This window comes from Thermaurantiacus sp., from assembly GCF_053487655.1.
Genome location: NZ_JBRCLD010000076.1, coordinates 1 through 26,549 on the forward strand (window position 1 = coordinate 1; position 26,549 = coordinate 26,549).

At 64.9% G+C, this 26,549-nt stretch carries 25 protein-coding genes; 7 read left to right on the forward strand and 18 right to left on the reverse strand.

Translation table 11 applies throughout. The annotated features are described in order from the left end of the window. Positions 1-99: 99 nt before the first annotated feature. Entirely contained in the window at positions 100-1,149 is a 1,050-nt protein-coding gene (locus ACWIQA_RS07815) for a COX15/CtaA family protein (protein ID WP_448582508.1), read from the reverse strand. A 250-nt stretch (positions 1,150-1,399) separates the two neighbouring features. Between ACWIQA_RS07815 and ACWIQA_RS07820 the strand changes: the two genes are divergently transcribed. From ACWIQA_RS07820 to ACWIQA_RS07830, 3 genes are all read left to right on the forward strand, one after another. Beyond that, on the forward strand, positions 1,400-2,134 hold the full coding sequence (locus ACWIQA_RS07820) for a phosphatidylserine decarboxylase (protein WP_448582537.1): 735 nt from the start codon (positions 1,400-1,402) through the stop codon (positions 2,132-2,134). 103 nt (positions 2,135-2,237) lie between these two features. Further along, a complete protein-coding gene (locus ACWIQA_RS07825) occupies positions 2,238-3,071 on the forward strand; it encodes a CDP-alcohol phosphatidyltransferase family protein (RefSeq protein WP_448582509.1) in 834 nt (277 codons plus the stop codon). A 280-nt stretch (positions 3,072-3,351) separates the two neighbouring features. Next, positions 3,352-4,998 (forward strand): long-chain fatty acid--CoA ligase, encoded by a 1,647-nt coding sequence (locus ACWIQA_RS07830; RefSeq protein WP_448582510.1) that lies wholly within the window; start codon positions 3,352-3,354, stop codon positions 4,996-4,998. Positions 4,999-5,004: 6 nt separating this feature from the next. Here ACWIQA_RS07830 and ACWIQA_RS07835 read toward each other — a convergent pair whose 3' ends face one another. The 3 genes from ACWIQA_RS07835 to ACWIQA_RS07845 all read right to left on the reverse strand — a co-directional run bounded on the left by ACWIQA_RS07835 (position 5,005) and on the right by ACWIQA_RS07845 (position 7,959). Next, the gene (locus ACWIQA_RS07835; protein ID WP_448582511.1) at positions 5,005-5,895 is read right to left on the reverse strand and encodes a DUF481 domain-containing protein; all 891 of its coding nucleotides are present in this window, start codon (positions 5,893-5,895) and stop codon (positions 5,005-5,007) included. A 103-nt stretch (positions 5,896-5,998) separates the two neighbouring features. Further along, entirely contained in the window at positions 5,999-7,381 is a 1,383-nt protein-coding gene (locus ACWIQA_RS07840; RefSeq protein WP_448582512.1) for a GH1 family beta-glucosidase, read from the reverse strand. Positions 7,382-7,383: 2 nt separating this feature from the next. Further along, entirely contained in the window at positions 7,384-7,959 is a 576-nt protein-coding gene (locus tag ACWIQA_RS07845) for a DUF937 domain-containing protein (protein ID WP_448582513.1), read from the reverse strand. 116 nt (positions 7,960-8,075) lie between these two features. Here ACWIQA_RS07845 and argB point away from each other — a divergent pair, with 116 nt between their 5' ends. Continuing rightward, positions 8,076-8,999, forward strand: a complete 924-nt coding sequence (gene argB, locus ACWIQA_RS07850; RefSeq protein ID WP_448582514.1) for an acetylglutamate kinase — start codon at positions 8,076-8,078, stop codon at positions 8,997-8,999. A 177-nt stretch (positions 9,000-9,176) separates the two neighbouring features. Here the strand turns inward: argB and metK are convergent, their stop codons facing one another. Next, positions 9,177-10,364, reverse strand: a complete 1,188-nt coding sequence (gene metK / locus ACWIQA_RS07855; RefSeq protein WP_448582515.1) for a methionine adenosyltransferase — start codon at positions 10,362-10,364, stop codon at positions 9,177-9,179. 54 nt (positions 10,365-10,418) lie between these two features. Then, on the reverse strand, positions 10,419-11,981 hold the full coding sequence (lnt, locus tag ACWIQA_RS07860; protein WP_448582516.1) for an apolipoprotein N-acyltransferase: 1,563 nt from the start codon (positions 11,979-11,981) through the stop codon (positions 10,419-10,421). An 81-nt stretch (positions 11,982-12,062) separates the two neighbouring features. Between lnt and ACWIQA_RS07865 the strand changes: the two genes are divergently transcribed. Continuing rightward, the gene (locus ACWIQA_RS07865) at positions 12,063-12,767 is read left to right on the forward strand and encodes an RNA methyltransferase (RefSeq protein WP_448582517.1); all 705 of its coding nucleotides are present in this window, start codon (positions 12,063-12,065) and stop codon (positions 12,765-12,767) included. A gap of 12 nt (positions 12,768-12,779) precedes the next feature. On the opposite strand, the gene ACWIQA_RS07870 is transcribed toward ACWIQA_RS07865, so the two are convergent. Both ACWIQA_RS07870 and sciP read right to left on the reverse strand, forming a co-directional pair. After that, a complete protein-coding gene (locus tag ACWIQA_RS07870) occupies positions 12,780-13,664 on the reverse strand; it encodes a response regulator transcription factor (RefSeq protein ID WP_448582518.1) in 885 nt (294 codons plus the stop codon). A gap of 26 nt (positions 13,665-13,690) precedes the next feature. Further along, on the reverse strand, positions 13,691-14,047 hold the full coding sequence (sciP, locus tag ACWIQA_RS07875) for a CtrA inhibitor SciP (protein ID WP_448582538.1): 357 nt from the start codon (positions 14,045-14,047) through the stop codon (positions 13,691-13,693). Between the two features lie 330 nt (positions 14,048-14,377). Here sciP and mnmA point away from each other — a divergent pair, with 330 nt between their 5' ends. Continuing rightward, positions 14,378-15,514, forward strand: coding sequence for a tRNA 2-thiouridine(34) synthase MnmA (gene mnmA, locus ACWIQA_RS07880; protein WP_448582539.1), 1,137 nt, complete (start codon positions 14,378-14,380; stop codon positions 15,512-15,514). Here the strand turns inward: mnmA and accC are convergent. From accC to aroQ, 3 genes are read right to left on the reverse strand one after another with little or no spacing between them, the layout of a single operon-like run. Next, positions 15,489-16,841, reverse strand: a complete 1,353-nt coding sequence (gene accC / locus ACWIQA_RS07885) for an acetyl-CoA carboxylase biotin carboxylase subunit (protein ID WP_448582519.1) — start codon at positions 16,839-16,841, stop codon at positions 15,489-15,491. The two genes, mnmA and accC, sit on opposite strands and share 26 nt — an antisense overlap. A gap of 9 nt (positions 16,842-16,850) precedes the next feature. Next, the gene (gene accB, locus ACWIQA_RS07890; RefSeq protein WP_448582520.1) at positions 16,851-17,336 is read right to left on the reverse strand and encodes an acetyl-CoA carboxylase biotin carboxyl carrier protein; all 486 of its coding nucleotides are present in this window, start codon (positions 17,334-17,336) and stop codon (positions 16,851-16,853) included. Beyond that, a complete protein-coding gene (gene aroQ, locus ACWIQA_RS07895) occupies positions 17,333-17,782 on the reverse strand; it encodes a type II 3-dehydroquinate dehydratase (protein ID WP_448582521.1) in 450 nt (149 codons plus the stop codon). The genes accB and aroQ overlap by 4 nt, the downstream gene beginning before the upstream one ends. A 56-nt stretch (positions 17,783-17,838) precedes the next feature. Here aroQ and thiS point away from each other — a divergent pair, with 56 nt between their 5' ends. Beyond that, positions 17,839-18,822: a sulfur carrier protein ThiS gene (thiS, locus tag ACWIQA_RS07900; RefSeq protein WP_448582522.1), complete on the forward strand. Its 984-nt coding sequence runs from the start codon at positions 17,839-17,841 to the stop codon at positions 18,820-18,822. 5 nt (positions 18,823-18,827) lie between these two features. Here the strand turns inward: thiS and ACWIQA_RS07905 are convergent, their stop codons facing one another. Genes ACWIQA_RS07905 through ACWIQA_RS07935 form a run of 7 tightly spaced genes read right to left on the reverse strand, consistent with a single transcriptional unit; the run spans position 18,828 to position 26,506 of the window. Continuing rightward, positions 18,828-19,301, reverse strand: coding sequence for an RNA pyrophosphohydrolase (locus tag ACWIQA_RS07905; RefSeq protein ID WP_448582523.1), 474 nt, complete (start codon positions 19,299-19,301; stop codon positions 18,828-18,830). Beyond that, positions 19,298-20,221 (reverse strand): alpha/beta hydrolase, encoded by a 924-nt coding sequence (locus ACWIQA_RS07910; RefSeq protein WP_448582524.1) that lies wholly within the window; start codon positions 20,219-20,221, stop codon positions 19,298-19,300. The genes ACWIQA_RS07905 and ACWIQA_RS07910 overlap by 4 nt, the downstream gene beginning before the upstream one ends. 11 nt (positions 20,222-20,232) lie before the next feature. Then, the gene (locus ACWIQA_RS07915) at positions 20,233-20,997 is read right to left on the reverse strand and encodes an NAD kinase (protein WP_448582525.1); all 765 of its coding nucleotides are present in this window, start codon (positions 20,995-20,997) and stop codon (positions 20,233-20,235) included. Positions 20,998-21,005: 8 nt separating this feature from the next. After that, a complete protein-coding gene (moaA, locus tag ACWIQA_RS07920; RefSeq protein WP_448582526.1) occupies positions 21,006-22,013 on the reverse strand; it encodes a GTP 3',8-cyclase MoaA in 1,008 nt (335 codons plus the stop codon). Positions 22,014-22,065: 52 nt separating this feature from the next. Beyond that, positions 22,066-22,641: a cation transporter gene (locus ACWIQA_RS07925; RefSeq protein ID WP_448582527.1), complete on the reverse strand. Its 576-nt coding sequence runs from the start codon at positions 22,639-22,641 to the stop codon at positions 22,066-22,068. Continuing rightward, complete coding sequence (mfd, locus tag ACWIQA_RS07930) at positions 22,638-26,234, reverse strand: transcription-repair coupling factor (protein ID WP_448582528.1); 3,597 nt, start codon at positions 26,232-26,234, stop codon at positions 22,638-22,640. Before mfd ends, ACWIQA_RS07925 begins: the two co-directional genes overlap by 4 nt. Further along, positions 26,231-26,506: an FAD assembly factor SdhE gene (locus ACWIQA_RS07935; RefSeq protein WP_448582529.1), complete on the reverse strand. Its 276-nt coding sequence runs from the start codon at positions 26,504-26,506 to the stop codon at positions 26,231-26,233. The genes mfd and ACWIQA_RS07935 overlap by 4 nt, the downstream gene beginning before the upstream one ends. Positions 26,507-26,549 lie beyond the last annotated feature (43 nt).

The window sequence follows — 26,549 nt, forward strand, 5'->3', positions numbered from 1 at the left end:
TGTTGGCGCAGGCAGCAAGGCCTTCGCCCACCACCTCGCGGGCGATGCGCTCGGCCTCCGTGGCGTTTCCAAAAACAGCAAAGACCGAGACGAGCCCGCTCATGCCGTTGGCTGGCGACTGCAGGCATGGGCTGCCCAGGCAGAGGTCGCCACCACGAGTGCACCGACGCCCTGGTGTGCAGCTGCAGCCCACAGCGGCATCGCAAGCACGACAGTGGCAATGCCAAGCAGCAGCTGCAGGCCGACGACGGTGTGCAGCGCAAGTGATGCGCTGCGGTTGCCGGCTGCTCGAGCGCAGCGGGCAAGCATCACCAGCGCCAGGACTGCCACAAACGCCCACCAGCGATGGAGAAAATGGGTGAGGAAGGGATCATCGACAAAGGTGCGCCAGCCAATCCACGTGACGCCTTCGGGGAAGAAGGACCCGTTCATGAGCGGCCATGTCGAGGCGACATGGCCAGCGCGAAGCCCGGCGACCCAGGCACCGAGGAGGAGCTGGACTGCGAGAACCGCAAGCGCTCCGAGCGCTGTTGGCGTGAGCCGCGCCGGGCGCACGTTCCGGTTCGCGGCGAGCGCGCGCAGATCAAGTGCAGTCCAAACGAGGCCGCCGAGGATGAGGAGTGCGAGCAACAGGTGGACGGCAAGGCGCCGGTGGCTGACTTCGGTTCCCGTCCAAAGCCCGGAGGTGACCATCCACCAGCCGACGACACCTTGGAGTGAACCAAGCGCGAGGAGCGCCGCAAGTCGCCCGTGATATCCCCGGGGAATCGCGCCCTTGAGCCAGAACCAGGCCAGCGGCAAGGCGAAGGCAAGGCCGATCAGCCGGCCGAGCAGCCGGTGGATCCACTCCCAGAAATAGATGATCTTAAACGCCGACATACTCATGCCCGCGTTGGCTGCAACATATTGGTAGGTCTGGCGATATTTGGCGAACTCCTGTTCCCATGCAGCCTCCGACAAGGGCGGGAGCACGCCCGTGACTGGGCGCCACTCGGTGATGGAAAGTCCGGATTCCGTCAGCCGCGTAATGCCGCCCACCAGCACCATCAGGACCACGAGGCCGGCGACGGCAAGGAGCCAGTCCGCCAGCGCGCACGGGCGCGCCGGGGACAGGTCGGCAGTGGCCGGTAGGGGCGCGAGCGTCGCCATGGCCTTTGCTCTAGTCTCGCGGCCCGCGCCGGAAAAGGGTGCTGCCAGCCGCAGGCCCCGGGCGACTTTCCGTTCTGCGCATTGCCCGGGGCTTCGCTTTCCCGCCTCGAGCCCCTAGTTTGCGTCCATGACCAGCAACAGCAGCCGAGCCGGGCAGCCAAGGGCTCCGCAAGCGGAATTGCCCTCCGGGCTTGCGGCTGCCGCGTCGGGCAAGTCGGGTGTAATCCCGGTCGGCACACTTGCGCCATCTGTGGCACCTGCTGCGGCACCTCTACCTTCGTGCCAGGAAGAGCCAGCTGCCAGCTCAGCTGGTCCCCCTGCTGAGTGGCGCTGGCCCAAGGTGCACCGCGCAGGCTGGCCTTTCGTCGGTCTCGCAGCAGCAATTGCCATCCTCGCCTTTCTGTTCGGATGGTCACCGCTTGGCTGGCTTGGCATGCTGACGGCGGCGGCAATCGCGGCCTTCTTCCGCGATCCCGAGCGATGCGTGCCCCCGGGGGATGATCTGCTCGTTGCACCTGCCGACGGGCTCGTATGCCAGATTGCCGAAGTGGAGGTGCCGCGTCAGCTCGTCGGCCCGGACGGCCTTCAGGAAGGGCGATTGACCCGCATCTCGATTTTTCTCTCGATCTTCGACGTACATGTGAACCGTACGCCGATCGCCGGTACGGTACGGCGGATTGTCTATGTCCCTGGCCTGTTCCTCAACGCCAGCCTCGACAAGGCGAGCGAAGACAATGAGCGCTCTTACATGGTCGTTGAGGCTCTAGATGGCACCCGCGTGGGCGTGGTCCAGATCGCGGGCCTGGTTGCCCGCCGGATTGTCTCCTTCGTGCATCAAGGGGCGATGCTGGCAGCCGGGCAGCGCTATGGCCTCATCCGTTTTGGCAGCCGCACCGACCTCTATGTCCCCGAAGGCTGGGTGGTAACAGTGCGCAAGGGCCAGCGGACGATCGGCGGTGAGACCGTGCTTGCCCGCCGCCCCTGACGCTTTGTCCCGGGCGCGGGATGGCGTAGAACCTGTGCCATGGCAGCCCAACCGAGAGCCCGATGGCAAGCCGGAGGCACCGGTTTCCCGCGGAGCTGGCGCTGTGGATGAATCGCCCTTTCCGGCGCGTTCGGCCGCCCGGCTGCGCCCGGTTCCGCTGCGCACGCTCATCCCCAACGCCATTACCATGCTGGCGCTGGTGGCAGGGGCAACGGGCGTGCGCTTTGCAATCGGAGGTGAGTGGGAGAAGGCAGCGACCGCAATCGTGGTCGCTGCCGTCCTCGACGGCCTCGACGGCCGCGTGGCGCGCCTGCTCCGTGGCACTTCCCGGTTTGGCGCCGAGCTTGACTCGCTTTCCGACGTGACGGCCTTCGGGGTGGCGCCAGCGCTCATCCTCTATCTCTGGGCCCTGCAGGATGTCGGCCGCTTCGGGTGGGTGGCTGCCCTGGCGCTTGCCGTCTGCTGCGCGCTCAGGCTCGCGCGCTTCAACGCTGCGCTCGACGGGGAGGAGACGCCGCGCAAGCAGCTCGGCTTTCTGACCGGCGTGCCTGCACCTGCGGGCGCTGGCCTTGCGCTCTCGCCCCTGTTCTTCAGTCTTGCGCTCGATGGGCCATGGGATTCAAGGCCAGAGCTGCGCGGCGCAATTGCAGGCGCTGTCATCCTGCTCGCTGCGGGTCTCATGGTCTCAACGCTGCCGACCTGGAGCAGCACTTCGCTCAGGCTTCCCGCCCATGCGCGCGTGCCCTTGCTTGCAAGCATCGGGATTATGGCAGCCTTTCTTGCCCTTGCGCCCTGGGCAACGCTGTTTGTGCTGGCGCTTCTCTACGCGCTTTCGATCCCGTTTGCTTCGCTCAGCTTCCGCCGCCGGCGGGCTGACCTTCAAGCCGCATCGCCAGGGGTGGCTGAGCCTGTGTCCGTTCCACCGCCCGTGCCGTGACGGCTGGCCAGACTCATTGGGGAAGCGCGTCAGAGGCCCGAGTCGCCAGCAAGCGCGCTCCAGATGGCCGATCGCCGTTGGGCGATCATGGCAAGGGCCGAGCCCGCCAGCAGCAGAAAGATGGACATGGTCACAAGTGCCATCGGGATTGCCCTTTTGCCATCGGGATTGCCCTTTCGCCGTTCCGAATCGCAAGCATGTTCCTGTTTTGTTCCGTCGCAGTCAAGGCTGCTTTGAATCCCAACGCGGGTTCTGATAGCCCCACCATGGGAGGTTGCAGATGATCCACGGGTCCATGCAGGATTGGCCGCTTCTGGTCTGGAAGCTGATTGACCATGCGGCAGAAAACCACGGCCAGCGCGAAATTGTCAGCCTGACATGCGAGGGGCGCATCGACCGCTCGACCTGGGCGAGTGTGCGCGCTCGCGCTAGGCGCGTGGCCGAGGCCTTGCGGCGGCACGGAATCAGGCCCGGTGACCGGGTGGCAACCCTTGCCTGGAATACCCATCGCCATGTCGAGAGCTGGTATGGCATCTCCGGCATGGGCGGTGTTGCCCACACCATCAATCCGCGCCTCTTTGAAGACCAGATCGTCTATATCGCCAATCATGCTGAGGATCGGATCCTCTTCCTCGACCTTACCTTCGTGAAGCTGGTCGAAAAGCTGGCAAGCAAGTTCACCACCATCGAAACCTACGTGCTCTTGACCGATCGGGCCCACATGCCAACAGACAGCGCGCTCGATTTCGTCTGCTATGAGGACTGGATCGCAGCCGCCCCCGACGACCGGCCGTGGACGGTCGTTGACGAGAATGCGCCCTCTGGCCTCTGCTATACGTCTGGCACCACCGGCAATCCCAAGGGGGTTGAATATACGCACCGGTCCAACGTGCTCCATGCCATGGCGGCCTGCATGACCGACACTTTTGCTGTCGGTGCGCGTTCGGTCATCATGCCGATTGCGCCCATGTATCACGCCAACGCCTGGTCCATACCCTATACGGCTGCCGCCTGCGGGGCGAAGTTGGTGATGGCCGGCCCCAATTTCGATGCGCCAACACTCCAGAAGCTGATCGTCGAGGAAGAAGTGGATCTCGCGCTTGCGGTCCCCACCATCTGGCTCTCAATGATGCAGCATCTCGAGAAGACCGGGGGCAATCTCGGCAAGCTCACCCGGACCGGGGTGGGGGGCTCGGCGGTGCCGCAGAGCATGATCGAGACCTATGATCGGCTTTACAATGTCCGGGTCATGCAGCTGTGGGGCATGACCGAGATGTCGCCGCTTGGCACAGTCGGCTCGCCGCTCCCGGAAGTGGCCGCGCTTCCTTATGATGAAGAGATGAAATATCGAGTAAAGCAAGGCCGCCCCATCTTCGGGGTCGAGATGTGCCTGAAGGACGATGACGGCAATGTCTTGCCCCGCGATGGCAAGACCTTCGGCCGGCTGATGGTGCGCGGGCCCTGGGTGGTTGGCCGCTACTTCAAGGGGGATGGTGGCGACATTCTTGATGCCGACGGTTGGTTCGACACCGGTGATGTCGCAACCATTGATCCGCTCGGCTATATGCAGATCGTCGACCGCGCCAAGGATGTCATCAAGTCAGGCGGGGAATGGATTTCCTCGATTGACCTTGAGAATATTGCCGTCGGCTGCCCTGGGATTGCTGAGGCTGCTGTCATCGGCTTGCCGCATCCAAAATGGGACGAGCGGCCGCTCCTTGTGCTGGTCCGCAAAGAGGGCGCAGCGGTGAGCGAAACCGATGTTCGCGCCTTTCTTGCAGACAAGATCGCCAAGTGGTGGATGCCAGACGCAATCGTCTTCGTCGACTCCATCCCCCACACGGCAACTGGCAAGATCAAGAAGGTGGCACTGCGCGAGCAGTTCCGCGACTATGTGCTTCCCACTGCCGAGCCGGCCCGGGTCTAAACCCGGTCAGAATTCATAACCAAGTGTGAAGCGCGTGACAGTGCTGGTTGATTGCAACCCAGGCGCGGGTTCCTCCTCCCACTGCACGGTGAAGGATACGCCCACCGAGAGCGGCTTCCAGAGCGTTGTCGACAGCGCGAGCGTGTTGTTGACGGAACTTGCTGTCGTCACAAGGAGGAAGGTGTCATTGGTCAGGCGCGTTGCAGGCGCCAATGTCCAGCGGAACCGACTGGCACCACGAAAGGCGAAGCTGTCTTCGCGCAAACCGTCAAAATAGCGTGTCTGCTGGAACGCCGGGCCAGCCTCGAGGTCCCAGATCATCCCCTCGCGCCGTATCGCCCGCAAGCCAAGACCAGCCGATTCGATGAAGCGCCGGCCAATTCCGGCATCGAAATTCCGCTCATAGCCAAAGCGGCCGTAGACATAGAGCGCTTCTGAGAGCGTCCAGTCCGACTGCCAGGCCGCGAGGATCCGTTCCTGGTCGGTCTCGCCGTTCGACGTCTGGATGTCCGCTGAAGCCTCAAGCCGGTGGCGCCACCTGAGGCCATCCCGCAAAAGGCTGAGACCAAGCGCGAGGCTGCGAGTGCTTGCATTGCCAGTCTGGATCGCGCCGCCGGCGTCGATCCGGCCGCCCCAGTTGTCGAGGAGTCCGGCGGTCTTCAGCGCTTCAACTCGCTCCGCTTCCTTGCGGGCGGCGATTTCTGCGACAATGCGGTCGATCTCGCCCGAGGCTTGTGGGTGGGTGTCCTTGGCAATTGCGACGACGGCGTCGAGCTTGGCCTTGTCTCCGCTTTCGGCCGCGCGCTCAACCATCGAGCGGACTGGAGGCGGCAGAGGCACCTGGGCAGCAACCGGCACGCCAGAGAGCGCAAGACCTGCAAGGATGATGAAACGCATGCGAACTGGTCCCCCTTGTTAGCAATGGTTGCGCCTCGTTGCGCAATGGCGCGGGGGAATTCAAGCAGCCGGTCGGGGCCGCCGCGGGCAAACCCACTTGGGGTCAGGCGATGCTGTTTGTCCTTGCGCTCTCGCAGAACCAGTGGGCCGAGAGCTTGGGTGTGCGCACCTGCGTTTCATAGTCCACATGCACCAGCCCGAACCGGCGTTGGAGGCCATCAGTCCATTCGAAGTTGTCGAATGCCGACCAGAAGAAATTTCCAGCAACTGGGGCGCCATCGGCAATGGCGCGGTGCAGTGCCGTCATGGCGGCGCGCAGATACATGAGCCGGTCGGTGTCATGGACTTCGCCTTCGGCCCCAAGCGCGTCTTTCGCTGCACAGCCATTTTCGGTGAGGTAGATGATCTCAGGTTGCCAGAGGTCATGCACGAGCCGCGGGCCCCAGTAGAGCGCCTCCGGGTCGAGCAAGTGCCAGGCCGAGTCCATCTTCGGGTGCGAGGGATTGATCCGCACCGGCTGCCAGCCGCGCGCGGACTCCTCTGCCATCACATAAATGGCAGGTCGGTAGATGTTAAGGCCAACGAAATCGAGCGGCGCGCCAATGGCTTCCATGTCGCCCGGCTGCACCTCCGGTGTATTCTCGCCCTGCGCGGCAAGCCAAGCTGAGTCGTACGCGCCTTCGAGCATTGGGGTCAAGAACGGGCCGTTCAGATACCGCATCGCGGCGCGCGCGGCAGCGATATTGGCTGGGGTTGCACTGACTGGCACAGCGACCTCGACATTCTCCGCCGGCCCGACGCGCGTCTCCGCCCGCCCCTCGGCGCGAATCGCCTGAACGGCAAGGCCATGGCCGAGAAGGGCAAGGTGTCGCACCTGGGCAAGAGCCTTGGGTTCAAGCGCCAGTCCCGGCGCAAGGCTAATGCGGACAGTGCGCCCGCCGACCGCCATCTCGACTCCCCGATAGCCCATGTCGACAAATGATCGGAACTCGTTGATTGTGATGATGTCCCGCACACGGTCAGAAAGCTTGCGGGCAACATAGCCGGCGTAGCGAGCAAAGGCTTCGGCCGTCTCCCGTCGCTGCCAGCCGCCGAACCGGTCTTGGAGGCTTTGCGGCAGGTCCCAGTGATAAAGCGTGGCGAAGGGTCGGATCCCCGCCTCAAGCAAGCAGTCAACCAGCCTGATGTAGAAATCGAGACCGGCCGGATTGGGCTCGCCGTCGCCATCCGGGAAGATTCTGGGCCAGGAGATGGAAAAGCGGTAGGCCTCCACGCCAAGGTCGCGCAGAAGCGCGACATCGGATTGGAACCGATGGTAATGGTCGATTGCAACGTCACCGCTTTCGCCATTGCGGATGTTGCCCGGCACCTTGCAGAAACTGTCCCAAATTGAGGGACCTTTGCCGTCGGCGGCGGGCGAACCCTCGATCTGGTAGGCAGAAGTCGCCATTCCCCAGAGGAAGCCCTCGGGGAAGCGGAGCGGCATCCTCAGCGGTTCACGAGCTTCATGATGTCATTGAGGGGGTTGCCATCTCCGTCCATGTCGATGAGGCTGGCCACTGCACCAAGCCCGCCGCCCTCCTGCTTGCGCCCGCCGGTCAGGGCCGAGATCACGGAGCCAATCAGCCCACCACCGCCACTGTCTGCCGGGGCTGCTGCGGCCTGCTTAGACATGAAGCCGGCGGCTGCCATCGTCACCATCGGCAGCATCTGCTTCAGAATGTCGGCGCTCACACCGGTTTGGTTTGCTGCATGCTCGGCAACCTTGTGCGAAACATCCTCAGAGCCGAAGATCTGGCCGAGCAAACTCTTGCCCTTCTCAACGGGGGTTGGATCCGAGCCGAGCACTGCATCGAGGAGACCGCCACCCCCCATCTTGCCAAGCATGCCGATGAGCCCGGAAAGACCATCCGGCTGGGCTGTCGCCTGCTGCTTGAAGCCGCCAAGGACAGCTGGAAGGAGGGCTGCTGCACCCTTTTCAACCATTCCCTGGTCCACGCCGAGCTCGCGCGCCATCGCCGCGATCCCCTCTGCTCCACCAAGCGCGTTGATCAGTTGCTGCATCGAAGGCCTCCTCTTGCACCCGCCTAGCGGACGCTCCCTTGGCCGGCAAGGCGGCGCGCGCACAGAGATTGTCGCACGCCCTTTTTTTTGTCGGAAAGGACTGCCAAGGGACGGCCATGTCGGTCAAGCCGCACGCTCGCCATTCGGCCACGCCCGATCCGGCCATGCTGGCAAAGGCCGAGACCCTGGTGGAAGCGCTGCCCTATCTCCAGCGCTACCGGGGCAAGATCTTTGTCGTCAAATATGGTGGGCATGCCATGGGCGTACCCGCGCTCGCCCGCGATTTCGCCGAGGATATCGTGCTTCTGGAAGCCGTTGGAATCCGGCCAATCGTGGTCCACGGCGGCGGCCCTCAGATCGGCGCCATGCTGAGGCGGCTGGGCCATGAAAGCCGCTTCGTCGACGGGCTCCGCGTCACGGATGCCGCAACAGCAGAGGTGGCGGAGATGGTGCTCTCCGCTATCAACAAGGAGCTCGTCAGCTGGATCGCCCAGGCAGGCGGACGCGCGGTTGGCCTGTCGGGAAAGGATTCGCAGCTGGTCGTCGCCCGCAAGCTCGACCGGGCGCGGCGCGATCCCGGCTCGATGATCGAGCAGGCCGTCGACCTCGGCTATGTCGGCGAGCCTGCGCAGGTGGACCGCACCGTGCTCGATGTGCTGACGGCAGCGGATCTCATCCCCGTCATTGCGCCCATTGCGTCCGGAGAAGATGGCGCCACTTACAACATCAATGCGGACACCATGGCTGGCGCAATCGCAGCTGCGGTTGGCGCGGCGCGGCTCTTTCTCCTGACGGATGTTCCAGGTGTGCTTTCGAAGGCCGGCGATTTGCTGACCGACCTGACGCCGGAACGCGTTGCCGAGCTGGAGGCGGATGGCACCATTTCCGGTGGCATGATCCCCAAGCTTGCAACATGCGTTGCTGCCGTCGAAACGGGCGTCGATGCGGCAGTCATCCTTGACGGGCGAGTCCCGCATGCGATGTTGCTTGAGATTTTCACCCGCGAGGGTGCCGGCACGCTGGTGCGGAAAGCGGCCTGAGGGCGGCCGCCCTAGCGGGCGCAGCAGTCGCGTGTCGGGTGGCTCAGCACGGTCGCCAGCGGCTGTGCCTGTCCGCGGAAGCGATGATCCCGGAAGCCGCAGATCTGCGGGTGTCCGCGAGGCTCAAAAACGGCGGGCATCTCCCTGCCCGTGCACCACCCCATGCGGGTGTGGAGCTCAGATTTCCGCCTTCAGTGCCTCGACGAGGTCGGTCCTCTCCCAGCCGAAGCCGCCTTCGGCGTCGGGCTTGCGGCCGAAATGGCCATAGGCTGCAGTCCGCTCATAGATCGGCCGGTTGAGCCCGAGATGCGTGCGGATCCCCTTGGGGGTCAGGCGGACGAGGCGGGGCAACACGGCCTCGATCCGGTCGTCAGCCACGGTTCCGGTGCCGTGCGTGTCAACCAGGATCGACAGCGGCTCGGCAACGCCGATGGCGTAGGAAAGCTGGATGGTCACACGGCGGGCAAGCCCCGCTGCCACAATATTCTTCGCAAGATAGCGCGCCACATAGGCAGCGGACCGGTCCACCTTGGTCGGGTCCTTGCCGGAGAATGCGCCCCCCCCATGCGGCGAGGCCCCGCCATAGGTATCAACGATGATTTTCCGGCCCGTCAGCCCAGCGTCGCCATCCGGGCCGCCGATTTCAAATAGGCCAGTCGGGTTGACATAGATCCGCGACATGTCCTTCGGAAGCCAGCCCTTGGGCAGGACATCTTCGAGAACCGTCATCACATAGTCTCGCAGCCGCTTTTGGCCGGCGTCGTTTGAAAGTTCGCGGGTGTGCTGGGTTGAAACAACAAGTGCCGTCGCCCCCACGGGCACTTCATCCTCATAGGCAAGTGTCACCTGGCTCTTGGCGTCAGGCTCGAGGAAGTCGACTGCGCGCGCATGCCGGTCCCGCGCTAGGCGTTCTAGGATCCGGTGGGCGTAGTAGAGCGTTGCCGGCATGAGGTCGGGCGTTTCATCGGTTGCATAGCCGAACATGATGCCCTGGTCGCCGGCACCTTCATCCTTGTTGCCGCTTTCATCCACGCCCATGGCAATATGCGCCGACTGGCCATGGAGGTGACAGGCGAACTCGGCTGTCTGCCAGTGAAAACCATGCTGTTCATAGCCGATGCGTCGCACCGTTGCGCGGGCCACCGTCTCGATCTCGTCGAGAGTCGGGAACACGTCCGGGTTGCACCGCACTTCGCCGGCAAGCACGATTCGCTGCGTTGTCACCAGCGTCTCGCAGGCAACCCGCGCCACCGGATCGCGCGAGAGAAAAAGGTCGACGACCGCATCCGAAATCTGGTCAGCGACCTTGTCGGGGTGCCCTTCTGAGACGGATTCGGAAGTGAAGGTAAAATGCGATCGGGCCATGCCTTCGGCCGCTAGCCGCTCCCTCCCGACATCGCAAGGGACTTAAAGCTTCTTTTATGTGCCTTTGCGAGCCCCCACCATGGCGGCAAGGACGAGCGCTACGGCGAGGAGAAGCGGGATTGCCTGCCCGAACCGGCCGAAGAGTGTCGGCGCAAGCGGGCGCGGCGCAGCCGCGAGGATTGTGCCGGAGATGTTTTGCGGCAGTTGGGCAAGAATTCGCCCGCGCGCGTCGATCACGCCGGTCACGCCAGTCGGCGTCACTCGGACAATCGGCAGGCCTTCCTCGATGGCGCGCAGACGTGCGAGCGCAAAATGCTGTGGCGGCCCGGCAGGGCCGAACCAGGCATCGGACGAGACGGTCAACACCATATCGGGCCGGTTGCGGCGTTCCACCACTCGGCCGGGGAAGATGATCTCATAGCAGATCGCAGCGCCATAGGCAGGCAGGCCAGGAAGCCGCACGGTTTCCGGCCCCGGTCCGGGCCAGAAATCGAGCGTGCCAGGCACCAGCCGCTGCAGCCCGAGGGGTTCGGCAATCCGCCGCAGAGGCAGATACTCCCCGCCCGGCACCAGATGGGCCTTGTCGTAGCGGTGCCGGATCAGGCCCCGGGAATCCAAGGCAAAGAGGCTGTTCCGGATGCCGACGGCCTCGCCTGATGCATTGCGTTCGGCCTTGATGCCACCAGCAAGCAGAAAGGCGTGGGGCGGCAGAGCGCGCGTGACCAGCCGGCTGAGAGAGGGATTCTCGTCAGGCGGGATTTCGATTGCCCCCTCGGGCCAGATGACTGCCGCAAGCGCGCTTCGCTCCCGTGCTGTAAGCTGCACAAGCGCAGCTTCCGTTGCGGCAACATGGGCAAGGAGGTGGCGTTCGGTCCCGTTTTCGCCATGCTTCTCCGCCTGGCTGCTGTTGGGCTGGATGAGGAGCAGCAGAGCCGGCCCAGAAGGGGGAGGCTCCAGCGGCAGGCGGGCAAGGCCTGGCAGGGCGAGGAGAAGCGCAGCAAGGGCAAGAAGGGCTGCGGCCAGCAGCCGTGCAAGAGCAAGAAGGGCAAGCGCACCCGAGGCCAGCACCAGCATGGTGCCAAGACCATCGGCGCCGATGCTGGCAGCTGAATCGCGCACCCCCGGCAGGGGCAGCAGTGCCACGCCGGGCGGGTTCCACGGGAAGCCAGTGAACAGCCAGCCGCGAAGGATTTCCGAGAGCGTGAGCGTGCCTGCAAGAGCGAGCGCAAGGGGCAGCGGAGCGCTGGCAATCCACCGCGCGAGGAGGGCAGCGAGCGCCGGATAAAGTGCAAGGAACAGGGCCAGGCCTGCATGCGCCAAGTGCCCGAACCATACCGGCATCGCCGACTGGTAGCTGAAGGCAGTCGCAAGCCAGCCAAGCCCGACCAGATGCTGGCCAGCACCAAAACCAAGACCAAGGCCGAAGGCCTGGCGCCCCGGCCGCAAGAGAAGAAGGAAGAGCATGGCATAACCGAGGAGCGCGGCCGGCCAGAGCCCATGCGGTGCGAAGGCGAGGGCGGAAACGGCGCCTGCCGCTGGTGCCAGGGCCCATGCCCAGCGCTGCGACATCAGCGTGGGAAGCCAGGCAGGGCGAGTGAAGGTGATCGGTTCGTGCACGGCCGACTGCCCTAGCGGCGGCTCAGCCCAGGCGCCAACAGCGCAATTGCAGTCGCAAGAGACGGCCGGCAAGGGGTGGTCATGGAGCCAGCCATCATCCTTGTGCGCCCGCAGCTTGGCATGAACATCGGCATGGTCGCTCGCGCCATGGCCAATTTCGGCCTGTCTGACCTCAGGCTTGTTGCACCTCGCGATGGCTGGCCAAACCCGGATGCGGGGCCACCAGCAGCCGGCGCCGATCATGTGCTCGATCGGGCGCAGGTCTTTGCTTGTGTCGGGGAAGCGCTTGCCGATTGCCAGCTGAGCTATGCTACCACCTTTCGCCCGCGTGACCTCATGAAGCCCGTGATGACGCCGCGCGCAGCCGCTGCCGCGATTCGCAGCAGCCACGGCAAAGCGGGGATCCTCTTCGGCCCCGAGCGCTCGGGTCTTGCAACCGACGATATCGTGACAGTCCAGACCCTGGTCACGATCCCGGCGGCGCCGTCCTTTGCCAGCCTGAACCTCGCCCAGTCAGTGCTTGTCCTTGCCTATGAATGGTTTCTGGCCCAGGCCAGCCCGCTTGCTGCAGCAGAACGCATCCCGGCGCCGCATGCCGACTTGGCAGGCTTGCTCGCCCAGCTCAATGAGGCACTCGCTGCTGCAGGCTATTTCCACCCGCCGGAGCGCACTCGGGCCACGCGGCGGACGCTTGCCGGAATCCTTTCCGCTGCCCGCTTCACGGCAGACGAGATCCGCACACTGCGCGGCGTCGTGCGTGCACTTGCCCGCCCGCGCAACCCCTAGCTCTTCTTGACCCTAGCTTTCGTTGGCGATGGTGTAGCCACGGCCCCACACGGTTTCGATGATGGGCGGGCAGCCGGCTTCCGCAAGCTTGCGCCGAAGCTTGCAGATGAAGACGTCGATGATCTTCATTTCCGGCTCGTCCTCGCCGCCGTAGAGGTGCGCGAGGAACATTTCCTTGGTGACGGTCGTCCCCCTGCGCTGGGCCAGGAAGGCAAGGCACTGAAACTCCTTGCCAGTCAAGGGCACGGGCACTCCTTGAATACTGGCTCGGCGGACACCGAAATCGATGCTAAGCGGCCCCAATTCGACCAAAGTTGGTGCCGCTGCCCGCGACCTTCGGATAAGTGCATGGACTCGGGCAAGAAGCTCATCGGGGTGGAAAGGCTTGACGATATAGTCATCAGCCCCCTCCTCAAAACCCTCGAGCTTTACGGCAAGCGAATTTTCGCCCGAGAGAATGATGACGGGCATATCCGCGCGCCCGGCTCTTAGCGCCTTCAGGACGGACTGGCCAGGTAGGTCAGGAAGGGTGAGATCAAGCAGGACAGCGTCGAAGCGATAGGCTCGCGCAAGCTCGAGCGCGTCATCGCCAAGCGCAGTCACATAGACGGTGTAGCCGGCACCCTCGAGCATGCGGGCAAGAACGTCGGCAAGCAGCCTGTCATCCTCAACCAGGAGCAAGCGCGCAGACTTCTTGAGCTCACTCTCGCTGCTGATGGCCGGTGATGCCGATCCAGCCGCCGCGTCAACATCTTGCAGCCCGACTGGAGCCGAGCGCCTATCGAGCACAGGCCGCGGCCGCGCCTGCTCTGGCGCGCGTGCGGGCAGTTGCTCTTCGCCGACCACAAGCGGCCGGTGATCCTCATGGTAATCCTGATGGCTCTGGTGCACCGGCATGTCCATCCTCCGCGGGCTTGCAAAACTCAGGCCGGGAACGACGTCCGCGACGGCGCGGAGTTCATCTTGGCCGCCTGCCCGGCCGGCCGCTTCATACGGTCGAGCTCACGATAGAGCTGGATCCGAGTGACACGGAGCCCTGGCACGCCAGCGCGGTCTACCGCCTGCTGCCAAAGCTCGAGCTCCTCTGGTGAAAGCCCATAGCGAGCACAAGCCTCCGACGCTGTGAGAAGACCTCCATTGACTGCAGCAAGGACTTCGGCCTTGCGGCGCACCACCCATCTGGTCGTGGTCGGCGGTGGAAGGTCTGCAAGCGTGATCCGCGTACCGCCGGGTCCCGGAACGGAGGCCGGGCGTGCTGGCGCTTCCCTTCCCCCTGCCAGCAGATCCGGCTCGGCATGCCGGCGTGCGACCGCCCAGTCGGTTGCGCGCCCCCGGTGTTCGATGCTCATGTCTCTTGCCTCCGCGCATCAGTTTTGGCCCTCGCGATCGAAGAGACGAGGCGGTCCGTGGCCCTGCAGCTGGGAGCCCCGGGGCCTCCGTCTGCAGCCATGGCCGCCGAGCGATCCGACCCACCCGACCGCGATGCCATCGGTCGCAGGAACGGCACAGTTGTGCCGGTCTTGAGCCGATGCCGCTTCGCGGATAGCGCATAAAGCGTGAATGAATTGCAAACCTTTGTCACCAAACCTGGCGGACATGTCCAACCTGACATGGCCGCCCAATGGCGCGATGACGCCCTCCAAATTCTTCCCGAAAGAGGGGAGAGGGTTGTTGTTGCCATGTCCGGTGGAGTCGACTCAAGCGTCGTTGCTGCCCTTGCAGTGGCGCGGGGCTGCGAGACCATCGGGGTTACCATGCGCTTGTCCGACAGCGACACAGCGCCGCAGCGCGAGGGCGCCTGTTGCGCTGGCTCCGATATTGCCGATGCCCGCGCCGTCGCCGACCGGCTGGGGATTCCCCACTATGTCCTCGATTACCAGTCCGCCTTCCGGGCCGAAGTCATGGAGTCCTTCGCTGACTCCTACCTTGCCGGCCGAACTCCCGTGCCTTGCATCCGCTGCAATCAGACCGTCAAGTTTCGCGACCTCATCCAAGTCGCTGATGATCTTGGTGCGGCACGGCTTTTGACGGGCCATTATGTCCAGCGGGTGGAGGGGCCAGAGGGGCCTGAACTGCATCGCGGGGCGGACAAAGCGAAGGACCAGAGCTATTTCCTCTTCGCGACCAGTCTTGCGCAGCTCCGCCGGCTTGGCTTTCCGCTGGGTGCGCTAAAGAAGGGCGCAACCCGGGCGCTTGCCCGCCACTTCGGCCTCAAGGTCGCCGCCAAGCCCGACAGCCAGGATATCTGCTTCGTCCCCGGTGGCGACTACCGGGCCGTCGTGAGGAAGCTCCGGCCCGGTGCAGACCAGCCGGGGGACATTGTCGATACCGAAGGCCGCATCCGCGGCCGCCATTCTGGCATTCTTGGCTTCACTGTCGGCCAGAGGCGCGGGCTCGAGATCGGTGGCCTTGCCGAGCCGCTCTATGTTGTCCGGCTTGATGCGAAGACCAACCAGGTTGTCGTTGGCCCGCGCGCAGCGCTTGCGATCAAGACGGTATGGCTTGATGCCCTCAACTGGCTTGGGCCGCCGATCCCGCCCGAAGGCTGCGAGGTGGAAGTGAAGCTCCGCTCGCTTGCCCCGCTTGTCGAGGCCCGGCTGTTCGCACCCGGCCCGGCCAGCGAGGAAGGTTTCCGGCTGGTCTTTCCCGAGCCGCAATTCGGAGTGGCCCCCGGCCAGGCTGCCGTGTGCTATGCCGGCAGCCGCGTGCTGGGCGGCGGCTTCATGAGCCGGACGGCTTCTCCTTGAGCCATGTCTCCAGCCACTTGATCGAATAGTCGCCGGCGATGAAGTCGGGATCGGCCATCAGCCGCTGGTGGAGCGGAATGGTGGTCTTGATCCCGCCGATGATCGCCTCTTCGAGCGCACGGCGCATGCGCATGCGCGCTTCCTCGCGCGTTGCCCCCCAGACGATGAGCTTGGCCACCAGGCTGTCATAATGGGGCGGAACTCGATAGCCGCTGTAGAGTGCGCTGTCGATCCGGACCCCCATGCCTCCCGGCGCGTGGAAGTCGGTCACAAGGCCCGGCGCCGGTGCGAAACTCTCCGGGTCCTCGGCGTTGATCCGGCACTCGATGGCATGGCCGTTCAGTTCCACTTCGTCCTGCCGCATTGACAAAGGCAGGCCTGCTGCCACGCGGATCTGCTCGCGCACCAGATCAAGCCCGGTCACCATCTCGGTGACAGGGTGTTCGACCTGCAGGCGGGTGTTCATTTCGATGAAGTAGAATTCCCCATTTTCCCAGAGGAACTCGATGGTGCCCGCGCCCCGGTAGCCGAGCGCCGCCATTGCCTTTGCACAGCGCTCACCCATCGCCTTGCGGTCGGCATCCGTGAGAACAGGGGAGGGGGCTTCCTCCAGCACCTTCTGGTGGCGGCGCTGAAGCGAACAATCGCGCTCGCCCAAGTGGATGGCATGGCCTTGGCCATCCCCGAAGATCTGGAACTCGATGTGACGCGGGTTGTCGAGATATTTTTCAAGATAGACGGTGTCATCACCAAAGGCAGCCTTGGCCTCGCTGCGCGCTTGCGCAAGTGCGGTCTCAAGCTCGGCTGCGCTTGGCACCACCTTCATGCCGCGGCCACCACCGCCGGCTGCTGCCTTCACCAGCACCGGATAGCCGATCGTCTCTGCAACCTCGCGCGCTTGCGCAAGGCTCGCAACTGGCCCGTCAGAGCCAGGCACGAGCGGCAGGCCCAGCCGGGCTGCTGCGCGCTTGGCTTCCACCTTATCGCCCATGATGCGGATATGCTCGGGCGCTGGGCCGATCCAGCCGATCCGGTGCTCAGCGACAATTTCGGCAAAGCGGGCATTCTCTGAGAGAAAGCCATAGCCGGGATGGATGGCATCGGCATTGGCGATCTCAGCTGCAGCTATAATGTTGGGGATGTTGAGATAGCTGTCGCGCGCCGGCGGCGGGCCAATGCAGATCGCCTCGTCGGCGAGGCGGACATGCTTGGCGCTTGCATCCGCCGTCGAGTGGACTGCAACCGTGCGGATCCCAAGATCATGCGCTGCACGATGCACTCGAAGCGCGATTTCGCCGCGATTGGCGATCAGGATCTTCCCGAACATGGCGCAGGCCTACTCGACGATAACGAGCGGCTGATCATATTCGACAGGCTGCTCGTTCTCGACGAGGATCGCTTTCACCGTGCCGGCCTTTGGTGCGGCAATCGGGTTCATCACCTTCATCGCCTCGATGATGAGGAGGGTATCGCCCTTGGCAACGCTCTTGCCCACGCTGGCGAAGGGCGCAGCGCCAGGCTCGGGCGCAAGATAGGCAGTCCCGACCATGGGAGACCGCACCAGTCCCGGGTGGTCCGCAACGGGCACTTCCGGCGCCGCAGCCGTTGCGACTTGCGGCTCTGCCGCTGGCGCCGGCGTCGCCAGGGCAGGCGGCGCGGAGACTGTGAGCGTGCCACTGCGCGCCACGCGAATCGCGCGGTCGCCATCGTGGACTTCGATTTCCGTGAGATGGGTTTCATCAAGAAGGCGGGCCAGTTCGCGAACGAGCTCAAGCTCGACCCGCATCCCTTCCCCTCTCGCGGGCTTCCTGCTTTCGGTCATCGTGCCGCCCCTTGCCGCAAGGAGGCTGCGGCGTCCAGCGCAAGCATGTAGGAAAGGCCGCCAAAACCCTGGATCACGCCCCACGCCACGGGCGCAATATGGCTCTGATGCCGGAATCCTTCGCGCGCTGCCGGGTTGGAGAGGTGCACTTCGATGACAGGAGTCGAGATAGAAAGGATGGCGTCTCTGAGCGCAATCGAGCTGTGGGCCAGTGCGCCCGCATTCAAGATGACGGCAAGCGCGCCTCGATCGCCCGCCTCGTGGAGCCAGTCCACCAGATGGCCCTCATGGTTGGACTGGCGGGCATCAAGCGCAAGTCCCAGCGCCTCGGCGCGGGCATGGAGCTGTGTGATGATCTGGTCGAGGCTCTCGGTGCCATAGATCTCCGGCTGACGCTGCCCGAGCCGGTTGAGATTCGGGCCATTGAGAACGCAGACGAGCGACATCAGACCATCCCCTGCAGCGTTGAGCCGCCCCGGCGGGCGCCTTACAGGGGCAGGCCATGGAAATCACCATCGAAGTGAACGGTGCACCACGCCGGGTTCCAGCCGAGTCGAGCATTGCCGCCCTCATCGACTCCCTTGCGCTGGCGCCAGGCCGAGTGGCCGTCGAGCGCAACCGCGAGATCGTGCCAAGAAGCCAGTGGGATTATGTCCGGCTCGGTGAAGGGGACCGGCTGGAGATCGTCCATTTCGTCGGCGGCGGTGCTCCGGCCACGGACGAGGGCTGGGAAGTGGCCGGCCGCCGCTTCCGCTCGCGTCTCATTGTCGGCACTGGCAAGTATCGCGACTATGCGCTGAACGCAGCCGCGGTCGAAGCCGCAGGTGCAGAGATCGTCACCGTGGCCGTCCGCCGTGTCAATCTCTCCGACCCGGCCCAGCCGCGCTTGACCGACTTCATCGATCCGTCACGCATCACCTATCTTCCCAATACGGCCGGCTGCTTTACTGCCGAGGATGCGCTGCGCACGCTGCGCCTGGCGCGCGAGGCCGGCGGCTGGACCCTCGTCAAGCTCGAAGTGCTTGCTGACCCAAAGACCCTGTTCCCCGATGTCATTGAGACCATCCGCGCGACTGAAGTGCTGGTGAAGGAGGGGTTCGACGTAATGGTCTATACGTCGGACGATCCCGTCATCGCACATCGCCTCGAGGAGGCCGGCGCTGCTGCCATCATGCCCCTCGGGGCTCCCATCGGGTCGGGGCTCGGAATCCAGAACCGGGTCAACATCCGGCTCATCGTCGAGCAGGCGAAGGTGCCGGTTCTGGTGGATGCCGGTGTTGGCACTGCCTCCGATGCTGTGATCGCAATGGAGCTTGGCTGCGATGGCGTGCTCATGAACACGGCCATTGCCGAGGCGAAGGATCCGGTCAGGATGGCACGTGCCATGAAGGCCGCAGTCGAGGCCGGCCGCGACGCCTATCTCGCCGGGCGAATGGCGCCGCGCCGCTATGCCGACCCGTCAAGCCCGCTTGCTGGCCTTATCTGACACGCTCACAGAAGGCCAGAAAAGGCGCGCAGAAGCTCCGCATAGAGCGGGCGCTTGAAGGGAACGATCAGGCGCTCAAGATCCTTTGGCGAAGCCCATTGCCAGGCGCGGAACTCGGGGTGGGCGGTCTTGATATTGATATCCCCATCGGTGCCAAGGAACTGAAGTGCGAACCACTTCTGTCTCTGGCCGCGATAGCGGCCGCCCCAGAGCTTGCCCATGAGCTCGGGCGGCAGGTCATAGCTCAGCCAGTCGGCCGTCTCGGCAAGAAGGCGGGTGAGGTGGGGCGCCACGCCCGTCTCCTCCTCCAGTTCACGAAGCGCAGCCGGAAACGGCTCCTCACCTTCGTCAATTCCGCCCTGCGGCATCTGCCAGGCCTCGGCATGCTGGTCGAGCCGCTGGCCAACGAACACCTGCCTGTCGGCATTCAAAAGCATGATGCCAACGCCGGGCCGGTAGGGGAGGGCACCCGCATTCATACAAGAAGCGCCTTCAAGTCTGCGATCTGGCCTTCAAGGTCGGCCTGGGCGGAGGGAATGCCGCCGCGCAGCGTCATGCAACCGTGGATTTGGCCGGCGGCCTCACGGTAGATGACGCGATGGCCCGTCTCAATAAGGCGGGCGGCATAGGCCCGGCCCTGGTCGCGAAGCGGGTCCAGCCCGCAGGTAAAGACAAGCGCTGGCGGCAGCCCGTCCCATTCGGCAGCGCGCAGCGGGCTTGCCCAAGGGTGGTCGGGCGCGGGCGCATAATGTGTTATGAACCAGGCCATGCCTTCGGCCGTGAGCAAATAGCCCTCGGCAAACTCGGCAAGGCTGCCGCCCGAGGCTGCCATGTCGACTCCGGGATAAATGAGCCATTGTGCCAAAAGCGGCAGCTCGCCTGCTGTCTCCCGAGCAACAGCTGCTGCCAGATTGCCTCCAGCCGAATCGCCAGCGAGGATAAGCCCGGTCACGTCATGGCTGAGCGTGCCGGCTGCGTCTGCGACCCAGCGCGTGGCGGCAAGGCAGTCTTCAGTGGCGCCTGGAAAGCGGGTTTCCGGCGCCAGCCGGTAGTCGACTGCAACCACCGACATGCCAAGTTGGGACGCGATTTCAGCGCAGAGCGAATCATGGGTCTCAAGATCGCCGATGACCCAGCCCCCGCCATGAAAATAGACCAGAGCTGGTGCCGGGCCCGATGGTGCGCTGGCCTGGTAGATGCGCGCCGGGATGGGCCCGGCCGGACCAGGGATGCGGATGTCCTCCTTGCGGGCGAGTGCAGGTGCCACCCGGTCGGCAGCTGCTGTCATCTGGCGATACATCTCCCGCGCCGTCGTCGGGTCCACTTCGTGCATTTGCGGCTGGGGTGTCGCTGCCATCATGGCGAGCAGGTTGGCGACGTCCTCGCGCACATAGGCCATGGATTCCTCCCTCAGGTCATGAACTGTTCGGCAAATATCCGGTCATCGAGCGCATATTCGGGGTCGAACAGCAGCTCCAGCGCGCGCTCGAAGTCGGTTGCGACTCGCACATGGGTGACATCGCGCACTTCGAGCTGGTCGGCGACAGCCGACACTGGCCGGCGCTCGGCCTCAAGGATGCGGAACTCGACTACCGACCGATTGGGAATGAGGGCACCGTGCCAGCGCCGTGGCCGAAAGGGCGAGATGGCGGTCAGCGCGAGGAGATCGGACTCAAGCGGCAGGATCGGGCCATTGACCGAAAGATTATAGGCCGTCGAGCCGGCAGGCGTTGCAACCAAGACTCCATCCGCCGCCAGTTCAGCCATCCGCACCTTGCCGTCAATTGCGATCTCAATCCGCGCGGCCTGGCGGGTCTCGCGCAGCAGCGAGACTTCGTTGAAGGCCGGCGAGACCTGCGTTGTCCCGGCCTGCGTTGTCGCCGTCATGGTCAGCGGCCGCAGCTGGAATCCGCGCGCGGCCGCAAGCCGCTCTGGCAGCCGCTCGGGTGACCAATGGTTCATGAGAAACCCGACCGTCCCCCGGTTCATCCCGAAAACTGGCACCTCGACTCCGCCGTCCAGCAGCCGGTGGAGGAGTGCCAGGAGATAGCCATCGCCGCCGAGCGCGACGATCACCTCCGCTTCCGCAACCGGCACAAACGCATGAAGGGCGCGCAGCTCGGCTTCCGCCTCGCGCGCGAGCGGCGTGTCAGAAACGGCAAGCGCGGCCCGCAAGACGGAAGTCAGCCGCCCGTGACCGACATGGTGCGGGAAACCGCCGGCGCCGCACGGCCCCGCTCGATCACAAAATCATGGCCCCTGGGCTTCAGCGCCATCGCCTCATCGAGTGCGGCATCAAGCGCTGCCAGCCCCCCCTGGCGCAGCAGGTCCCGCAACTCGACCCTGTCTTCCTGGCCAAGACACATGAAGAGCGTGCCAGTTGCCGTCACCCGCACGCGGTTGCAACTCTCGCAGAAATTGTGAGTCAAGGGCGTGATGAAGCCGACCTTCTGGCCAGTCTCCTCGATGCGGACATAGCGCGCCGGCCCTCCCGTTCGTTCGGCAAGCGGCTGAAGGGTAAAGCGGGAGTCCAGCAGGCGCCGCACTTGCGTCAGCGGCAAATAGCGGTCGGACCTGTCCTCCTCGATGAAACCAAGCGGCATTGTCTCGATGAACGTGAGGTCGAATCCCTGGCTTCCGCACCATTGCAGCATGGGCAGAATTTCGTCTTCATTGAGGCCCCGCAGGGCCACCATATTGATCTTGACCTTGAGGCCAGCGGCTTTTGCGGCCGCAATACCATCGAGAACGGGGGCGAGACGGCCGCGCCGGGTGATGGCTGCAAAGCGGTCGGGGTCCAGGCTGTCGAGGCTGACATTCACGCGCCGAACTCCAGCCAAAAACAGCTGGTCGGCAAACCGTGCCAGCTGGCTACCATTGGTGGTGAGCGTCAGCTCGTCAAGGCCATGCCCCAGTCGCCGGCCGATGGCCCTCACCAGCTCCATCACATTGCGGCGCACGAGCGGTTCGCCTCCGGTCAGGCGGATGCGCGTGACACCACGGTCGATGAAGGCGCCCGCAATCAGCGCGAGCTCTTCTAGGGTGAGCACGTCCCGCTTGGGCAGGAAGCTCTGGTCGAGCGGCATGCAATAGCTGCAGCGGAAATCGCACCTGTCGGTCACCGACAGCCGGACATAGCTCACCCGGCGGCCAAAGCCGTCGATGAGCAGGCGTGCAGGTTGCGCCGTCATGCCGCTCTTCTAGAGCCTCAGGACCTGAATGCCAGTCGGCAAATTGGGGAAGTCAGGGCGCCGGTCGCGCTTGTGCTCGCGCTGCGGCGAGCACCTGCCGCGCAGCATCGAGGTTGAGGATGGCGATCCCGATCCCGACCACGATGTCGGGCCAGATCGATGGGCGAATCACGGTCATCCCTGCCGCGAAGATGATGGCGACATTGGCGATTGCGTCGTTGCGCGCGGAAAGAAAGGCGGCGCGCACCAGGCTGTCGCTGCGGCGTCGGAAGTGCGCGAGGAGGAAGGCGCACAGGATGTTCACGGCCAGCGCGCCGCCGCCCACCAGCGAAAGCGGAAGCGGATTCGGCACGATCGGTGCCGCGAACTTGGTGCCGAGTGTCCACAAGAATGCCACGGCCGGCACCAGCATGAGCACCGCGAGCCCCATGCCGACTCGCGCCCGTGCGGCAACGGACCAGCCGGCGGCAACCGCGATCAGGAAATTGACGCTCGCGTCCTCCAGAAAGTCGGCGCTGTCAGCAAGAAGCGCGACCGAACCAATCCTGAGCGCGACACCAAGCTCGACTGCACACCAGGCAAGGTTCAGTGCCGCGACAAGGAGGACGGTCCGGCGGAAGTCGCTCACTTTCGCGCCCGGTAGCTGCCAACTGCCATCTTGCGTGGCCCCGGTGCCGGTGGCGCGACCGGAGGCTTGGCAGGCGCATCGGCGAGCTTGGCCAGCGCCCGGGCCAGTGCCAGTGCGCCGCCCAGCCGCTGGCCAGGTGTTGCTAGATCGCGGGCAAGGAAAAGCTTCTGGTCCGGCCGCAGCCGCGCCGCTCCCTTCTGGGCCTCGATCCAGCGAACGAGGCGGTCCGGCGCTGGAAAGCCGCTGGGGGCGAAGCTGACGAGAAGCCCCTTGGGTCCGGCTTCGAGCTTCAGGATTCCCGCCTGACGCGCCACCTGCTTTGCTTCCACCGCTTTGAGGAGATTGGCGGTCTCAGGTGGCAGCTTGCCGAAGCGGTCGATGAGTTCTGCCGCAAATGCCTCGATCGCGGCCGGATCGGCAAGGTCGGCGGCGCGCCGGTAAAGCGCCATGCGGACCGCAAGGTCAGGCACATAGGATTCGGGAATCATGACCGGAGCATCGGTGGTAATCGTCGGTGAGAGCGGATCATCTGGCGGCTTCAGCCCGCTTGCTTCCGCCTTGGCGGCCACAATCGCGTCTTCCAGCATCGACTGGTAGAGTTCAAAGCCGACTTCCCGGATGTGTCCCGACTGCTCGTCGCCGAGCAGGTTCCCGGCACCGCGCTGGTCGAGATCGTGGCTTGCGAGCTCGAACCCGGCGCCGAGCGAATCAAGGCTGGCAAGCACTTGCAGGCGCTTCTCGGCTGCTGCTGTTATCGTGCCTTCCGGAGATGTCATGAGGAGAGCATAGGCGCGGCGCTTGGCCCGACCGACTCGGCCGCGCAGCTGATAGAGCTGGGCCAGCCCGAACATGTCGGCACGGCAGACAATGAGCGTATTGGCGTTGGGAATGTCGAGCCCGCTTTCAACGATGGTGGTCGCGAGCAGCACATCGTAGCGATGCTCATAAAAGGCCGTCATCCGCTCCTCGATCTCGCTGGCGGCCATCTGGCCATGGGCGGTCACGAAGCGCACTTCTGGCACGGTTTGGCAAAGCAGGGCCTCGAGATCGGGGATGTCAGCGATCCGCGGTACCACGATGAAGCTCTGGCCGCCGCGGTGATGCTCGCGCAGCAGGGCCTCGCGCAGCACGACCGGATCGAACGGCCCGACAGTCGTCCTGACCGCCAAGCGGTCAACCGGGGGGGTTGCGATGACCGAAAGCTCGCGCAGGCCCGACAAGGCCATCTGCAACGTGCGCGGAATGGGCGTGGCCGTCAGCGTCAGCACATGGACATCGTGGCGTAGTGCCTTCAGTCGCTCCTTGTGGGTGACGCCGAAGCGCTGCTCTTCATCGACGATGACAAGCCCGAGCCGCCGGAACCTGACCGACTTCGCGAGCAGCGCATGGGTTCCAACCACCACGTCGACGGTGCCGTCAGCAAGCCCCTCCCGCGTTGCCTTTGCTTCGGCCGCTCCCACCAGTCGCGACAATTGGCCGACCTTCAGTGGAAATCCCCGGAACCGTTCACGAAAGGTTTCGGCATGCTGGCGGGCAAGAAGGGTGGTCGGGCAGATGACTGCCACCTGCACGCCAGAGATGGCAGCAGCAAAGGCCGCCCGCAGCGCCACTTCGGTCTTGCCAAAGCCGACATCGCCACAGATGAGCCGGTCCATTGGCCGGCCTCGCCCGAGGTCTTCGAGGACATCCGCAGTCGCGCGCAGCTGGTCGTCGGTCTCCGGCCAGGGAAAGCGGTCGACAAAGGCGGTATAGGCGCTGCTGTCCGGGGTGATGACATCGGCGGGCCGAGTGGCCCGGGCCGCTGCCACCCGCAAAAGATCCTGGGCGATTTCGCGGATCCGATCCTTCATGCGCGCCTTGCGCTGGGCCCAGCCAGTCCCCCCGAGACGGTCGAGCGCAACCCCTTCCGACTCCGAGCCATAACGCGAGAGGACATCGAGATTCTCGACCGGCACATAGAGCCGGTCGCCGCCCGCATATTCGAGCGCTACCGTGTCATGGGGGCTGCCTGCGGCCGTAATCGTCTGCAATCCGAGGTAACGGCCGATGCCATGGTCCTTGTGGACCACGAGCTCGCCAGCACTTAGAACCTGTAGCTCCTTGACGAAGGCATCCGCTGCCCGGGCCCGGCGCCGTCGTGGCACCAGCCGGTCGCCAAGCATGTCGGCTTCCGTCCACAGCTCAAGCCGGCTGCCATCGGCCATCGTCCGCTGGAAGCCATGGGCAAGCGGCAAGACCATGAGCGGCAGCGCTGCACTGGCGGCAGCGCCCAGCGCTTCTTGCCAGCTTGCAACCGGCTGCACGGCGGGGACACCCGCTTCTGCCAGAAGTCCGGCCAGCCGGTCTCGGCTGCCGTCCGAGAAGGCGCTCACAATCACCTGCACCCCCTCTGCACGGGCGCGGGCAAGCCGCGCGGCCACGGCAGCATAGAGGCTCGTTCCGGCGGCTTCGGCAGCCACACGATCGGCTGCGAAATCGCGCGCGGGAAGACCGCCGAGGTCCAGGGGCCCACCGGGGAACGGGCTTGCCAGGTGGACGGGTTGGGCGCCGAGGTGCTTCGCCCACTCGTCAGCGGTGAGATAGAGCGCCTCGGGCGGCAGGGGCCGGTAGACTGCTGCCATGCCAAGGCTGCGCCCCGGTTGGGCAAGCGCCGAGACTCGGTTGCCATGATAGTCGGCAATGGCTTCAAACCGCTGGCTTGCAGCAGATGCGCTGGCGGAATCAGCAAGCACCAGGTCAGCGGGTCCCAGCCAGTCGAACAGAGTCTCCAGCCGCTCCTCGAACAGGGGCAGGAAATGGTCGGCACTCGCGCTGCGCCGTCCCTCGCTGATGGCCTGGTAGAGAGGGTCCGTCGCAGCCGTCGCGCCGAACTGCTCCAGCCAGCCGCGGCGAAACCGGCGGATACGCTCGGGATCAAGCAGCACTTCGGATACTGGAAGAAGGGTTATGGCCCCGCGCTTGCCTGTCGTCCGCTGGGAGGCTGGGTCCACTTCGCGGATGGCCTCCACCTCGTCACCGAAGAAATCCAGCCGGAAGACGAGCTCGCAGCCGGGTGGCATCACATCGAGGAGTCCCCCCCGCACCGCGAACTCGCCCTGGTCAGCCGCCGTATCGACTCGCACATAGCCCAGGCGCTGGAGGTCGCAGACGAGAGACTCGACTGGAAGCTGCTCGCCCACCGTGATCGTGCGGACATGGTCTCTCACGATATCCCGGCCGAGCAAGCGCTGCGTGGCGGCAGCAACCGTCGTGGCAAGGAGCTGGGGTCGCGCTGGCGGCGAAAGCAGCGCCGCAAGCGTTGCCAGCCGCTCCGCCACCACAACATGGCTGGGCGAGGCGCGGTCGTAAGGCAGGCAGTCCCAAGCCGGAAAGATGTGGACGTCGAGCTCAGGCGCGAACAGGTTTGCAGCCTCCGCGACGGCTCGTGCCGCCGCCTCATCGGCGGCAATCAGCACGGCGCGACCGCCGTCAGCATGGGCAGCTCGCGCCAGGTCGGCCATGGCCCAGGGAAGGAGGCCGGCTGGCAGGCCAGAGACGGTGAGCGGAGCGCGGGCGCGCTGGAGCTCAGCAATCGGCTCGAAAGATGCTCTCACCCGGAAAGCTCGACATAGTCGCGCGCACGCAGCCGCTCAAACATCGGCCCGGCAAGCGCTGCTGGCGGCTCGGCAGTCCCGAACGCCCAGGCCAAGATATCGACATCCTGCTCTTCGAGCAGGGCTTCAAACCAGGCCAGCTCTGCGCTTGTCATGCCGTCCAGGTAGCGGGCAGCAAAACCGCCGATAAGAAGGTCGGCTTCCTTCGTTCCCCGGTGGGTGGCGCGCCACCATGCGCGCTTCAAGCGAAACTCCAGTGGGGCTTCGGTCATGAAAGCAAGGTCCAAGCCGCTGCGGCGGGCCACTTGCATTTGC